The sequence below is a fragment of the Mesorhizobium sp. M1307 genome (assembly GCF_040318155.1).
Taxonomy (GTDB): Bacteria; Pseudomonadota; Alphaproteobacteria; order Rhizobiales; family Rhizobiaceae; genus Mesorhizobium.
Window position 1 is genome coordinate 1 of the sequence record NZ_JAMYLR010000009.1, and the last position, 13045, is coordinate 13045.

Below are 13045 nucleotides of genomic sequence, written 5' to 3' on the forward strand. Positions count from 1 at the left end.
TATCTGCAATCTCTTCTCTCCAACAGAATGCAGAAATTACTTCGCAGCCGCAGGGTATGGACTCACATGAAAGTCCGCCGCTCTAGGCGACGAACTTCCCCAACCCCGCGGCGCGAATGCCGCGGGTTTTTTGTGTCGGCGCGATTGGGTCTAGAGGAAGCCGCGTCGGATGCCATATTGTCCGAGCTTGCGATAGAGCGTCGGCCGCGAAATACCGAGCCTCAGCGCGACCTTGCTGAGATTGCCACCCTCTGCGGCGAGCGCGTTCTTGATGACCTGGCATTCTGCATCCTCGAATGTGCACACCGGTGCTGCGAGCATGGCAGCGGGATGATCGCCGTGCATGGTCATATTGTTGCGATTGCCCGCACTGATTTCCCCGGGAAGATCCTGAAGCTCAACGGTGCCGCCGCGCGCCAAGATGTGCAGCCGCCCAACGAGGTTCTTCAGTTCCCGCACATTGCCCGGCCAATGGTAGGCGAGCAGGGCCTCGAGCGCTTCGTGCGAGAATTCCAGCGGGTCCTCGCCTGCTGTGGCGGCGATCTGCCGGTTGAAATGTTCGATCAGCAGCAGCACATCCTCACCGCGCTCGCGCAGCGGCGGGACCGTGATCGAGACCGCACCAATTCGATAATAGAGATCGCGGCGGAAGCGGCCGGCGGCAACTTCCTGCTTGAGATCGCGATTGGTCGAGGCGACCATGCGCACATCCACTGGGCGACCCCGGCTGTCGCCAATGCGGTTGACCACGCGCTCTTCCAGGACGCGCAGCAGAAACGGCTGGATCTCGAGAGGCAATTCGCCGATCTCGTCGAGACTGAGGACGCCGCCGTTGGCGAGCTCGAAAACACCTGGCTTGCCGTCCCGCGAGGCGCCGGTAAAGGCGCCGGCGACATGGCCGAACAATTCGCTGCCAAAAAGATCCTTGGTGATCGCCCCGCAATTCATCGCGATGAACGGATCGTTCGCCGCGCGCCGGCTGCCTGCATGGACGAGCCGGGCAAACAGCTCCTTTCCAACTCCCGTCTCACCTTCGACCAATAACGAAGCCGCGCTGTTCGATTGAGCGACACGACAGGCGATTTCAACGGCGGCCAGCAGCGCCTCACTCTTGCCAACGATCATGGCGACAGCATCCTGAAGGTGCTTGCTCGCTTCCCTACGGACCACCGTCACGCTGGAGACTGTCGGCACGGACGGGAACACCAGTGCCGCGCCGCGGAGGTCGCCGTCGAGCTTGAGTGGCGTGATGTGGCAGGATCGCAGATGTGCCGGCAGCGCCTTGGCGAGGTCGGCGTCCGACCCGGACGACGGAAGGTTCATCAGCCAACGGCCACGACCAGGTTCCATCGGACCGTCCATCATTTCTGTGGTCTCGCCGTCGGGCACATTGTTGCAGAAGATGGCGCGGCCGCGATGGTCGACGATCACCAGCCCGTCTTTTCGGCGGTAGCTGGGAGCCGAGGAAATGAAGGCTTCGAGCAGGCGCGTGCGCTGTTCCTGCTGCTGTTCGGCCAAGGCCTTTTCGATTTGCCGGGCTGTGGCGGCAACGAGCGCGGTGTTGTGCGGCCGGAAGATCGGCGAATAGCCTGACAGGTCGACGACGCCGATGATCTTGCCGTCGAGCGGATCGCGGATCGGCGCGCCAGCGCAAGTCCAGGATTTGATGCCGGCGCAGAAATGCTCGGCCGCATGGACGAAAGTCGGCTCTCCGGTCCACAGCGCCGTGCCGATGCCGTTGGTTCCGACGGCATCCTCGTTCCATTTGCCGCCGATGGCGAGGTGGATATCCATGCCGTCATGCAGCGTCTTCTTGTCGCCGATGGCGTCGATCAGCACGCCGTCGCTGTCGGCCAGAACCAGCATCGCGCCCGTCCCATCCAGCAGCTGGCCAAGGGAGGCGAACGACCGCCGCGCCGCTGAAAGCAGTTCGGCATTGGCGCGGGTCAGATATTCGATCTCGTCGCGATCACTGCTCAGCGGCGCTTCAATACCTTGAGCGTTGATGCCGCCGGTGGCGCTGCGATACCAGGAATCGTGAATGAGAGAGCGGACGTGGTTGGGGTGGATTGGACCGCGGGCACATTTGGGCTCGTCGGCCAGAAAAGTTTCCCAGGCGCGCATGGTAGCGCGCTCGTCATAGTCGATGTTGCTCAGAACCATTTGCCCGGCGGCCAGCGACGCACGCGCCGGAACAGCATCGATCTTCATCTGATTGGGGCCTATCTCGCGTTTCATTCAGCCATCACAGAACCTTTTGAGGTATGCCATTTCTGTATGCTGTCGCGTTCGTATTCTGACGCGGATTGGACGTGCACAAGCACGCCCAGGCGTCTGCACGGTCAGTCGATGCCGAGTTTCGCGCCGATGTCGGCGGCAAGCTGTTCTTCGGTGTAGGTGGCGGCAAGGCGGGACCCGTCCAGGTCGGCAAGCGCCTCGGCGACGGTTTCGTCGACCGGCGAGAAAAAGCCATTCTGCTTCGTTGCCAGGACGAAGATCTGTCCCCCACTCCGATTGCGGATATCACCGATATGATGAAGTTGGCGGCCTGTGTTCTGATCTTTCGAGACCACGCGGCCGTTCATGGTGACCTGGATGGACGGCCTGGCTTCGGGCACAGGCACCGCGCCGCCACCAACATGGATGATCAGGCCTTCCGCCTTCGGTTGCTGGCGTGGTTTCCTGGACGCCGAATAGCCGCCGCCGCTGATCTGGTCGGCAAGGCGAACGATGGTCGAACGGTTCTGCTCGATCAGTCTTTTGACTTGTACGTCCTCGCGCCGCGGGCCATCCCGCTTGGAGATAATCTCGACCATGAATCCTCCCAGATTCGCTCAGCATTGCCGTTGATACGGCTCATTTCTTCTTTTGTGGTGAACTCTACAACGCCTCGGTGAAGTTCGCCATTCATATCACATAGCGCCAAAATTTGGGTCGCTGGTAGCAGGCGGCTGCTACACGGGATTTCCGGTACCCCGACATTTTGAATAAATGCCCGCGGGTCAGGCTGCCTTGTTCGTGAATTCCGAGGGTTCGCTGTCGAGTGGTTGCCTGTCGCGCAGATAGAGCGCGCACGTGGTGCGCAGCATGGAGGCAAAGTTCGGGATATGCCCGTTGATCTCCAGTGCTTCATCGTAAAGCGTCGAGAGGAATTTCGGCGCCGTCATCCCCTGTCCATGGGCGATCTCGTCCAACAGCGTCCAAAAAGTGGCCTCAAGCTGGATGCTCGTTGAATGGCCACCTATTCGAATGGAGCGATTGACCAGCCGATACCCTTCCGGATCCTGCCCGGCAAAGACCTTACACATGCGAAGACCTCCCGTTTGATGGCTTTGTGCGAAAGCGCGGTTTCTGCGCCCATCCGCCGGGATGATACCAACCCGACGCGCATTTTCCGCTCAATTTGCAGTGACTACAATCGGACCTTAGTGCGTAGACCAGCTTTAAGCCAATTTCTCGACGTGGTAACCGGCTGCCACCCCTTTTTGCAACCAATGGACCACGGTAGGCGCGTTACCGAGACCACGCGGCAGACTGGAGGCTCCTTTGGCGAAAGCAATTCATTCCATGATCCGGGTGGTGGACGAGAGCCTGTCGGTCAGTTTCTACAGAAGGGCATTCGGATTCGATGTTGCGGACCGGTTGGATTTCGTCACGTTCACATTGGTTTATCTGCACAATGCGGAAGCCGATTTCGAGCTTGAACTGACGATCAACAAGGGCAGGGAAGAGCCCTACGCGCTTGGTGACGGCTATGGCCACATGGCTCTTTGCGTCGACGATATCGAGACAGAACACAAGCGCTTGGCGGCGGCAGGTTTCAATCCGCGAAAAATTGTCGAGTTCAACCACGAAGGCGAGCTGCTTGCGCGGTTCTTTTTCGTGAGCGACCCCGACGGTTACCAGATCGAAGTGCTGCAGCGCCACGGCCGCTACCAATAGGGCGTTGCGCGCCGCATGTGGCAGTGCAATCTGACTTGGCTGTCGGCCAGGGCATGAGTGCCAGCGTGCGGCTCCACTGGCGGCCGATCTGCCTGAGGCTTACCGGATCGGCGTCTCGCCGCGAAACAGCGGCTGGTGCGCCCGCATCAAGGCGGCGATCCGGTCGGCGACTTTCCGTACCGGCGGGGAGTGACGTTCCTCGTGATGGGTGACGATCTATTGGTCGGTTTCAAGTTCGGGGATAGGCTGAGCAACGCGAACCAGCCGCGGATCGCCGTCACCGACGAAGCACGGAAAGACCGAAAGGCCGGCGCCGGCGGCCACCAGTTCGCGCACCGAATGGGTGTTGTTGGCGCGTACGGCGATGCGGTCGCCGTGATGGGCTTGCAGCCAGCGCGCCGAGGCAATGTTTGCGCCTTCACCGGTGACGCCGACGAACAATCCGGCGGCGGTGCCGTTGATCAGGTGACGTCCGGAATAAATGGCGTGGGCGACCTTGCCGCTCTGACGGCCGGCCAGCCACTGCTCGGTCGGGCGCTCGCTGCGGATGCCGATGTCGGCGGCACGGCGGCCGATGTCGACCCGGTCGGTGGTGGTGACAAGCTCTACCCTTATGCCGTCATCGACCGTCCAGATCTCGCCGATATGGGCGGAAACGAAGGCCGAGGTCCATGGCCCGGCCGAGACGCGGACAATGCGGTCGGGCAGGTTTCCCTCGCGCCAGCGGGTCAGCGACTGCATTGCCGCCTCGACGTCTTCGGCGCGCCGCAGCAGTTCCTCGCCGACCGGGGTCAGCCGGTAGCCGGTCTGCTGGCGCACGAATAGAGGTTCGCCGATCTGCTTTTCGAGCGCGGTGACGCGTCGTCCAAGGGTGGCTGCGCTGAGGCGCGTGGTTCCCGTCGCTGCGCTCAAGCCACCCAGCCGCGCAACGTCGAGAAACAACCTTAGATCGTCCCAGCCGATATCCATTTTGCAGAAATGAAAAACTCCTTGCGACCGTGGCTGTAGCGCGTGAGGAGCTTAGGCGGCCTCAGACCTGTGGATCAGATTCATGATGCCCTCGCTCATGCCGGCATAGGATCCGTCATTGATTAACTGGCCCTGAAGCCGGTAGTCGTTCATGACCAGAATCCTGTCAGCGAGCAGGATCATTTCGGGCATGTCGCTCGTGATCAGCAAAATAGCAGTGCCGTTGTCGGCGAGTTCGCGCAGCAAATCGTGCAGGTAAGCCTTGGTCTTGATGTCGATGCCGACTGACGGCTCGTCAACCAGCAAGATCTTGACGCCTGCCGCCAGCCATTTGGCGACGCTGATTTTCTGCTGATTGCCACCCGAAAGGTTGGCCACCGTCTGCGCGAGGCTCGGTGTTTTCACCTCAAGCTTCTCGATGTATGGCGTTACCTTGTGTCGCACGAGGCGGTCGGTGAGAAATCCGAGAAGTGCCGAAAGGGGGCGCCACACTGCAATTCCAGCATTTGCCAGCACCGAATGCATCAAGACCAGACCTTCGCCCTTTCGATCTTCGCTGACGTATCCCACACGATGCGTGTGGATAGCTTCGCCGACCGACCTGATCTTAACCGGCTTCCCGTCGATCTCGACGGTACCAGCCGTCAGCGGAAACTGACCCAGGATGCATTTTGCAAGCTCGGTCCTTCCGGCGCCCACGAGGCCATAGAGGCCCACAATCTCCCCTTTTCGGACATGCAGATTGACGTCCACATGGCCTAAAGATGTTTCAATGTTCTTGAGCTCCATGGCCGGAGGAGCCCCAGTCGAGTTGCGCTCCCGCCAGCCGCCTTCACCCTCGGCCCGGCCGATCATCAATCGGACAATGTCTTGCCGCCCCAGGCCCTCCATTGGCCGGCTTTCACAGGCATTCGACCCATCCCTCAGCACTGTGACGCTGTCGCAAAGCTCCTGCGCTTCTTCCAGCTTATGGCTGACAAATAGCAGGCTGGCCCCTTGGTCTCGCAGCTTTCGCAAAAACGAGAATAATAGATCAGTTTCACTCGAGGTAAGTGATGCGGTTGGTTCATCCAGGAGAAGCACTCGCGAGCGCAGAGACAAGGCCTTGGCGATTTCGACCAGCTGCATCTTAGCGACGCTAAGGCGCGATACCGGGGTTCTTGGGTCGATGTCTAGGCCGAGGGCCTCAAGCCAACGCGCTGCCTGCTTGTTCAAGTCGGCATAGTCCACCGGCTTTAGCAACGAAGCGCCAAGTTGCTCGAGATGGATATTTTCCGCAACAGAAAACCTCGGGATAAGATTCCGTTCTTGATGTACGACGCCAACACGATGAGCGATGGCCTCGCGCGGCGAGGCGAAATGAACCTCTTGGCCCTCCAGGACGAGGCGGCCGGCATCGGGGTGGTGAACACCGGTAATGATCTTGATAAGCGTTGACTTCCCTGCGCCGTTTTCGCCGAGCAAAGCATGTATGGAATGGGTTTTAAGTGTCAGGGAAACGCCCTTCAGGGCCTTTACGCCTGGAAAGGACTTCTCAATGCCCAGAGCCTGGAACGCTATCTCGCTCGCCATTTCAGAGCCTCTTGAGATTTCGTGACAAACGACTTTCGCGAAAACGATTGGCGCCGACTGCCGCCAAGATCATTGCGCCCAGCACGACCTGCACGAGGAATGGGTCGATGTCGAAAAGCACTAGGGCTTGTGTGATTATTGCAACGATCACCACCCCGAGCAGCGTAGCGGGCACGCTGACGTGTCCGCCGGCCAAGACCGCGCCGCCGATCACGGGCGCGGCAAAAGACAAGATTAGCCAGTCGTCGCCGATCGTCGGTTGACCCATTTGTAAACGGGCAACGAGGAGAAGACCGGCAAGCGCTGCAAGAAACCCCGAAAGGGCGTGCGCGATGACAACTGTATTTGCAATCGATATTCCCGACAATTCTGCGGCATGTTGATTGCCGCCGACCGCCAAAATAAACCGCCCTATGGGTTGCCGATTAAGCATCAACCACAAGGCTAGCCCGACAGCCATGGTCGGGAGCATCAACCAAGGAATGATCCCGAAGATCGCGCCCTGTCCGATGGATTTCACGCCGTCTGAGATATCATAAAAGGGTTGGGCATGTGTGATGCCCAAATTGATGCCCTTGTAAACGGACAGGCTGGCGAGGGTAATTACGAACGCCGAAATGCCAGTTCGGGCGATCAGAAATCCGTTTATTACGCCGCATATGACCCCGAGCGACAGCGCGGTTAAGGCGGCAAGGGATGCGGGCACGTGCCACGCGTCCATCATGCCGGCGAAAACAATAGCGCAAAGACCGCCGATAGCCCCGACAGACAAATTCATCTGACCGATAGCGATGATGAGCATTTGCGAAAAGGCGATCAGGCCATTTACTGCAATTGCGAGCAGCAGCACCTGAATATTCAATGGCGACAGGAATGATGGGTTGAAGCCCCCCACGATCGCAACGGCGACGATCGTAACCAGCAGCGGCCCAAACCAGTCGCTCCGCACGGCGTTGGCCAAGGAGCCGTTCATGCCATGTTCCTCCGGGCCAGAAAGGTTCGGCGTGTTTTGTCCATCAATACCGCAGCCAGCAAAAGCAGACCCAAAAAGCTCTGAATCCAGAAATCGCCCAGCTGTAATAGAAGCAAACCACTAGTCAGCATCGTCACCAGAAACGCACCCAGGCACGTCCCCAGCACCGATGCCTTACCGCCCGCCAGAAGCGTTCCCCCCAACACAGGACCAAGGAACGCGATGAGCAGCCAGTCTTGTCCGAGTTGTCCCGCCATTGATGGGATCGCCGCTCCATTGCGTGCGACTAGCATCAGAGCCGCACAGGCGGCGAGCGCGCCAGACAGCATGTGGCAGTATATGAAGATGCGCCCGACATTTATGCCGGACATCTCCGCCGCTTCGGGCTTGGCGCCAGCAGCCAGCATCTCCCGCCCAACCGCCGTCAAATTATAAAGATATCCTAGAAGCAATGCAGCCATGAGGCTGACCAGGAGGAGCGGAGAGAAAAAACCCAACAGCTTGATGCGTCCGAACGCTGCAAAGACGGGTGGCAGAGCGCGATAGGATTCTGCACGCGTCAGGAAAATCATCACGCCGAAGAAAATGCTCATTGTAGCGAGCGTGATGATGAAGCTGTGCAATCCTGTGCGAACGGAAGTCCATCCGTTGATAAAGCCCAGCAAGGCGCCAAGGGCCACGGCTGAGAGAATTGCGAGTGGCCATGGAAGCCCGACCACCTCAATGAGATAGCCGCAAGTCATTGCGGCACAAACGCCGATCGCCCCTACAGCAAGGTTCAACCCCCCAGTTATAACGACGACCATCATGGCCAAGCCGATCATGATGTTGACGGCTGCGATACGACCGAGGGTGAACAAATTGAAGGCCGAAAAGAAACCCTCTGTTGTGAATTTGAAGGCCAGAGCGAAGATCACAATCAGGGCAATGAGCCCGAACTCATTGGTCAGATAGAATCGTGTGTCGGTGGCATTTCTGCGCGGCTTGCCGACGATGTCGCCACTGGGACCCTTCGCCGGCACATCTGAATAAGACATGGTTTCGCACCTTCAATGGCTAGGCCGCCATCTTATCAGGCCTGGCTCTAGGTCACGACAGACACCGTGCAATTTGATTGGACGACCGCCGGGTCTGCTTGAACGCAGCCCGGCGGCATTGGCGGAAGTCTCGTTACTTGCAGGTCAGATAAGTCGCCTGGAAGGTTTCAAAGAGCTTCTTGGTCGTGTCGCGCATGGCGTCAACATAAGTATCGATTTTGTCGGCCGCGACATAGACGGTTCCCGAGTCGATGAACTTGTCAGTGAGGGCATTCTTCTTAAAAGGCGCATCGGTCTTGACCGCGCAACCCGAACGAAGCTTGTCGAGAACGAAAGTGCCGATATAGCCTTGGCCATACGGATTCTGCAGCATTGTGCCATTCACAAAGCCATCCTTGATCGCCTTCAACACAACTTGATCGTGATCAATGGCTACCATCTTGATCCGCTTGTCGCCGATCTTTCGGACTGCGTTCGAGGCTACAACCGCAGGGACCCAAGCGGTCGTGATGATGCCATCGACGTCGTTGGCGTGAGCTGCCAGGTAGGCATTAATCTTTTCCTCGGCTGGTTCGGGCGCATCAATGTCAGCGATGACCTGGACGACCGTTGCGCCTTCTTCCTCCGCCGCTTTTTTGACGGCGTCGATGCGAAGCTGGGTATTCGGATCAACAAGGAAGCCGGTGAAATGAGCAATGCGCTTCTTGGTGCCCGTCAGTGTTTTCAAAAGCTCCTTGGTTCCAATGTATGCTGAATTGCCAGTGTCGGTGCCGAGGCAGAAGGTTGCTGAAGAAGGATCCTTGAAGCACCCTGCGCCGCCGATGACAGGCGCGCCATTGGACACGAGCTCGTCGACGGTACTGACCGATCCGACGGGGTCACCTGGGAAAATCAGAAAACCGTTGTAACCCTGGGTCAAAAGGCTCTCGAGCAGCTGGTTCTGCTGGCTGAGTTCCCACTTTTGCGGCACCTTGTAGTCTGCTGCGGCCAGGCCAAAATCCTTGGCAGCATCCTTACCAGCTTGCTCCCACGCCGCGAAGTAGGGGTGCGGACCTCCGGGAACCAGCGCAATTTTTGAATCTCCAGCGGCGAAGGCGGACCCCACGCCTATTGCGGATAGCAGTCCAATCGCGAGCACGCGACGCAAATAGTTCGACATCAAAACTCCTCCCGTTGAGAGCGCCGCCTTCCCGCTTAAAATTGTCGAGACCGCCAGCGCAAATGGCTTGCATTCAGCGCAGAAGTTCTAGTACACTTGTATACAAGGTGCAACTGCTTTTTTGTTGATGGCATTTTTCCGAGGACATTGTGCAAGAAGGCGAGCGGAACGCGATATCGCGTTGCGACCAGAATGGAGCGAAAGCCATGTCTTCCGGATTGGCTGAACTAGACGTGTTTTTGAACCGGCGCAGTTCAGCGAGTGAGCAAATTTACTCCGTCCTGCGCGAGGCAATCGTGCGTGCGAAGCTCTTGCCTGGCGAATCGATTAGTGAAAACGCGGTGTGTCGCCAGTTCAATGTGTCTCGCACACCTGTGAGGGCAGCGATTCAAAGATTGGCCGAAGACGGACTTGTAAGTGTCTTTCCGCAGCTCGGCAGTTTTGTTTCGCAAATTGATATCGTCAGCATCCAAGACAGCCATTTTGTCCGCCGTTCTCTGGAAACTTGCCTTCTTCGCGAAGTTGCGCCGCGTTGGACGCCAGCGATGAGCGCTGAAATGCGTTCACTGGTGGCGGCTCAAGAACGGAGTATCGCTGAGGGCGATATTGACGGATTTCACGACAATGACGAGAATTTTCACCAATTGTTTGCGTCTTTCGCGCAGCGACCGGGAGTTTGGACGACCATCCACGCTGCTAAAGCCAAGCTGACTCGCTTTATTCGTTTCTCCGGCAATGCCGCACGGTTTGCGGTGGTGCTGCAGGAGCATTTGGCAATTCTGGATGCGCTGGATGCCAATGACGGACCCGGTGCGGAAGCCGCATTGGTCGCCCATCTCGATAAAATCTTTGTCCTTTTCGACGCGCATGCGTCGGAGACACACCATGCCGCCGTCTGACCAAGCAACGGAGTCCCGCTTGCAATCGCTAGAAGGAAAAACCGCTGTCGTAACTGGAGGCGCAGGCGCTATCGGCTCCTCAATCGCAGCCGAACTGGCGCGCGCCGGCGCTCAAGTAGCAGTCCTGGATCTGCTCCCCGAGGCCGCAGAGGCCCTGGCGTCGCGGATAGGGCATGGCGCCGTTGCCGTCGGTGTTGATCTGGCAGTTGAGAGTTCAACGCGCGCGGCGGCGGAGAAGGTTCTTCAGCACTTCGGTTCGGTCGATATTTTGGTCAACAATGCTGGCATTCTGTCGAACCACAAAATGGCAGATACCTCGATCGAGGAATGGCGAAGGGTCAACTTAGTCAACGTAGAAGCCGCATTCCTTCTCGCCCAGATATTTCTTCCAGGGATGCGCTCGAAACGGTGGGGTCGGGTGATCAATATCTCCTCCTATGCCGCCAAAAGCGGAGGCTTGACCGCAGGGACGGCGTATTCAGTTTCGAAGAGCGCGATGATCGGGCTGACCTTTTCAATTGCCCGCGAGACCGCTGGCCAGGGCGTGACCTCCAATGCAATTGCGCCTGCCTACGTAATGTCGCCGATGGTTTCCGAACAGCTCAACGACGAACAGCGCGTGGCGCAGCTTGCTCAAATCCCGGTCGGGCGATTTTGCGAACCTCAAGAAGTCGCCCACACCGTTTCATTCCTCGCGTCACCTCGAGCCGGTTTCATCACGGGCGAGGTTATCGACATGAACGGTGGTCTCCATTTCGATTGAGCTGCATACAATGGAAAATCGTCGTTCTTACGCCAATTTGGCGCTCGCATCGGCCGGTGTCCAAATTCCTCGGTACGATCGACGGAGTGTGACGCCCGGAATCGTGCATCTCGGTATCGGCAACTTCCAAAGGGCCCATCAGGCAATCTATACGGATGATTGCTTGGCCGCGGGACAACTCGATTGGGGCATCATTGCAGCCTCCCCCGGAGTTCGGACACGCGGGACGCGCTTGCTCCGCAAGATGGTTTGTACACAGTTGTCAGTCGTCAAGATGAACAGACGAGCCTTCGGATAGTCGGTTCTATCGGCCATATTCTTGTCGCACCGGAGGGCCCCGCTCAGCTGCTGGAGGCGCTCTTTGACCCGCGGATCAGGATCGTGACTTTGACAGTCACCGAGAAGGGCTACACGGTCATCTCGGGCGGCGGCTCCGGCCACGAGCCGGCCCATGCCGGTTTTGACGGTACGACGGCTTCACGTTGCCGGCAGCCGTCCGGTAGTTTGTTCGCGTCTGCTTGGCGGGCCTGCGTCACGCCCCGCCGTCCAGTGGGCTATCGAGTTCGTGCCTTCAAGACGCGTTAACTAGAAGCTGAACGTCTGCACGACGCGTGCCTGACATTTAGTCAAGGAACGAACACTGTCCGGTTCTGTGTAGGTTTTCGGACGCCGTTCGGCGATAGAGATAGCTCTCGGAAAGGCCGAGGCGGCGGCACGACTGGACGGCTGGTGATGAATGAAGCACGGTGCTGTCGCAGATTGCAGCCGTCGTCTTCACAACAGCACGCTCCCACGGCTTCAAGGTCCAGCGGTCGCCGAGTTCCAACCGCTTGCGGACCCATTGGGGTAGGATCTCGACGGCCGCCTTCAGAAGCGGCCGCTGAAGGGGTCGAGCAACTCCCGGCAAGGCGGGAACTTCTTCCATGATCTCCAGGAACTCCGACACGATCGGCGACGCGACGAGTCTTTGCCTCATCACGTCGAACAGCGCGTAAAGCTCGGCCTGAGACGTGGGCGCGCCGACCGCACCATAGAGAAGCGCCACGGGGCGAGCCTCAGCAAACATCGCGTCCCGTTCGAAAAAATGCAGACGATGCACATAGGTGTGATAGGCATCCATGAAACCAAACTCGGCCGTCGCTTGCACCCAGTCCAGCAGCTCCGGGTCGGTGGCGTGGTATGGCTCGCCTTCGCTGGTTCGACCCGAAACGCGCCCATGCATCCTGACCACATCTTCAATCATGGCCTTAGCCTTGGATCGGGGGCCGTAGACCGTGACCAAAGCAGCGAGGCCCGTACGCTGCAATCGTCGGAGCGCGAGGGAGCGGAAGCTGCTGTGCTGCCAAATGGCGTCGCGAACCCGCGGCTCTGCCAATTCGAGCAGCACCGCCGTTACCCCGCCGATGAACAGCGCAACAGGGTTCTTGAAAATGCGCCAGGTTACGGAATTGGGTGGTAACAGCGCCGGCTCGCCTTCCGGAGTCGAGAAGTCCATCTGAGATCCGAGCCGCTGGCGCATGAACGACTGGGCAAGAGTGTCCACACGACGCTCAAGCGGGCGAGGCAGAGAAATGATGCCCGAGTTGCGAAACATGGTACGCCTCGGACTACTGAGAATAGCAAGCGTTAGACCTGTGGCTAGCGGATGCAATATGCACGAACGTCTTTGGTCTTTCCGTCGTTCCAAATCATCCTCGCGCGAAGCCGATGAACCCTGCTTGATCCTTTCTT

General features: G+C 58.6%; 12 protein-coding genes. 3 read left to right on the plus strand and 9 right to left on the minus strand.

What is annotated here, in order from left to right:
- Window positions 1–150: 150 nt before the first annotated feature.
- From NKH16_RS13065 to NKH16_RS13075, 3 genes are all read right to left on the minus strand, one after another.
- Window positions 151–2238 carry a sigma-54-dependent Fis family transcriptional regulator gene (locus NKH16_RS13065; RefSeq protein ID WP_352899767.1) on the minus strand — a complete coding sequence of 696 codons (2088 nt, stop codon included), beginning with the start codon at window positions 2236–2238 and terminating at the stop codon, window positions 151–153.
- Between the two features lie 104 nt (window positions 2239–2342).
- Window positions 2343–2816 (minus strand): hypothetical protein, encoded by a 474-nt coding sequence (locus NKH16_RS13070; protein ID WP_352899769.1) that lies wholly within the window; start codon window positions 2814–2816, stop codon window positions 2343–2345.
- Window positions 2817–3002: 186 nt separating this feature from the next.
- A complete protein-coding gene (locus tag NKH16_RS13075) occupies window positions 3003–3308 on the minus strand; it encodes a ribbon-helix-helix domain-containing protein (protein WP_023675597.1) in 306 nt (101 codons plus the stop codon).
- Window positions 3309–3546: 238 nt separating this feature from the next.
- Between NKH16_RS13075 and NKH16_RS13080 the strand changes: the two genes are divergently transcribed.
- Window positions 3547–3942 (plus strand): VOC family protein, encoded by a 396-nt coding sequence (locus tag NKH16_RS13080; RefSeq protein WP_023675598.1) that lies wholly within the window; start codon window positions 3547–3549, stop codon window positions 3940–3942.
- A 216-nt stretch (window positions 3943–4158) separates the two neighbouring features.
- Here the strand turns inward: NKH16_RS13080 and NKH16_RS13085 are convergent, their stop codons facing one another.
- The 5 genes from NKH16_RS13085 to NKH16_RS13105 all read right to left on the minus strand — a co-directional run bounded on the left by NKH16_RS13085 (window position 4159) and on the right by NKH16_RS13105 (window position 9652).
- Window positions 4159–4911, minus strand: a complete 753-nt coding sequence (locus tag NKH16_RS13085; protein ID WP_352899774.1) for a LysR family transcriptional regulator — start codon at window positions 4909–4911, stop codon at window positions 4159–4161.
- Window positions 4912–4962: 51 nt separating this feature from the next.
- A complete protein-coding gene (locus tag NKH16_RS13090; protein ID WP_352899777.1) occupies window positions 4963–6483 on the minus strand; it encodes a sugar ABC transporter ATP-binding protein in 1521 nt (506 codons plus the stop codon).
- Between the two features lies 1 nt (window position 6484).
- Window positions 6485–7456 carry an ABC transporter permease gene (locus NKH16_RS13095; protein WP_352750724.1) on the minus strand — a complete coding sequence of 324 codons (972 nt, stop codon included), beginning with the start codon at window positions 7454–7456 and terminating at the stop codon, window positions 6485–6487.
- The gene (locus tag NKH16_RS13100; RefSeq protein ID WP_352750725.1) at window positions 7453–8493 is read right to left on the minus strand and encodes an ABC transporter permease; all 1041 of its coding nucleotides are present in this window, start codon (window positions 8491–8493) and stop codon (window positions 7453–7455) included. Before NKH16_RS13100 ends, NKH16_RS13095 begins: the two co-directional genes overlap by 4 nt.
- Window positions 8494–8626: 133 nt before the next feature.
- Window positions 8627–9652 carry a sugar ABC transporter substrate-binding protein gene (locus tag NKH16_RS13105; protein ID WP_023680812.1) on the minus strand — a complete coding sequence of 342 codons (1026 nt, stop codon included), beginning with the start codon at window positions 9650–9652 and terminating at the stop codon, window positions 8627–8629.
- A 206-nt stretch (window positions 9653–9858) separates the two neighbouring features.
- Between NKH16_RS13105 and NKH16_RS13110 the strand changes: the two genes are divergently transcribed.
- Together NKH16_RS13110 and NKH16_RS13115 are read left to right on the plus strand one after the other, a co-directional pair.
- On the plus strand, window positions 9859–10551 hold the full coding sequence (locus NKH16_RS13110) for a GntR family transcriptional regulator (protein WP_352750726.1): 693 nt from the start codon (window positions 9859–9861) through the stop codon (window positions 10549–10551).
- Window positions 10538–11314, plus strand: a complete 777-nt coding sequence (locus NKH16_RS13115; RefSeq protein ID WP_352750727.1) for an SDR family NAD(P)-dependent oxidoreductase — start codon at window positions 10538–10540, stop codon at window positions 11312–11314. The genes NKH16_RS13110 and NKH16_RS13115 overlap by 14 nt, the downstream gene beginning before the upstream one ends.
- A gap of 622 nt (window positions 11315–11936) precedes the next feature.
- Here the strand turns inward: NKH16_RS13115 and NKH16_RS13125 are convergent.
- Entirely contained in the window at window positions 11937–12908 is a 972-nt protein-coding gene (locus NKH16_RS13125; RefSeq protein WP_352750728.1) for an oxygenase MpaB family protein, read from the minus strand.
- Window positions 12909–13045: the final 137 nt, after the last annotated feature.

Excerpts from the sequence above, each read along its gene's own strand:
- NKH16_RS13065 (WP_352899767.1), bottom strand. The coding sequence starts at position 2,238 with ATGAAACGCGAGATAGGCCCCAATCAGATGAAGATCGATGCTGTTCCG.
- NKH16_RS13070 (WP_352899769.1), bottom strand. The coding sequence starts at position 2,816 with ATGGTCGAGATTATCTCCAAGCGGGATGGCCCGCGGCGCGAGGACGTA.
- NKH16_RS13075 (WP_023675597.1), bottom strand. The coding sequence starts at position 3,308 with ATGTGTAAGGTCTTTGCCGGGCAGGATCCGGAAGGGTATCGGCTGGTC.
- NKH16_RS13085 (WP_352899774.1), bottom strand. The coding sequence starts at position 4,911 with ATGGATATCGGCTGGGACGATCTAAGGTTGTTTCTCGACGTTGCGCGG.
- NKH16_RS13090 (WP_352899777.1), bottom strand. The coding sequence starts at position 6,483 with ATGGCGAGCGAGATAGCGTTCCAGGCTCTGGGCATTGAGAAGTCCTTT.
- NKH16_RS13095 (WP_352750724.1), bottom strand. The coding sequence starts at position 7,456 with ATGAACGGCTCCTTGGCCAACGCCGTGCGGAGCGACTGGTTTGGGCCG.
- NKH16_RS13100 (WP_352750725.1), bottom strand. The coding sequence starts at position 8,493 with ATGTCTTATTCAGATGTGCCGGCGAAGGGTCCCAGTGGCGACATCGTC.
- NKH16_RS13105 (WP_023680812.1), bottom strand. The coding sequence starts at position 9,652 with ATGTCGAACTATTTGCGTCGCGTGCTCGCGATTGGACTGCTATCCGCA.
- NKH16_RS13110 (WP_352750726.1), top strand. The coding sequence starts at position 9,859 with ATGTCTTCCGGATTGGCTGAACTAGACGTGTTTTTGAACCGGCGCAGT.
- NKH16_RS13115 (WP_352750727.1), top strand. The coding sequence starts at position 10,538 with ATGCCGCCGTCTGACCAAGCAACGGAGTCCCGCTTGCAATCGCTAGAA.
- NKH16_RS13125 (WP_352750728.1), bottom strand. The coding sequence starts at position 12,908 with ATGTTTCGCAACTCGGGCATCATTTCTCTGCCTCGCCCGCTTGAGCGT.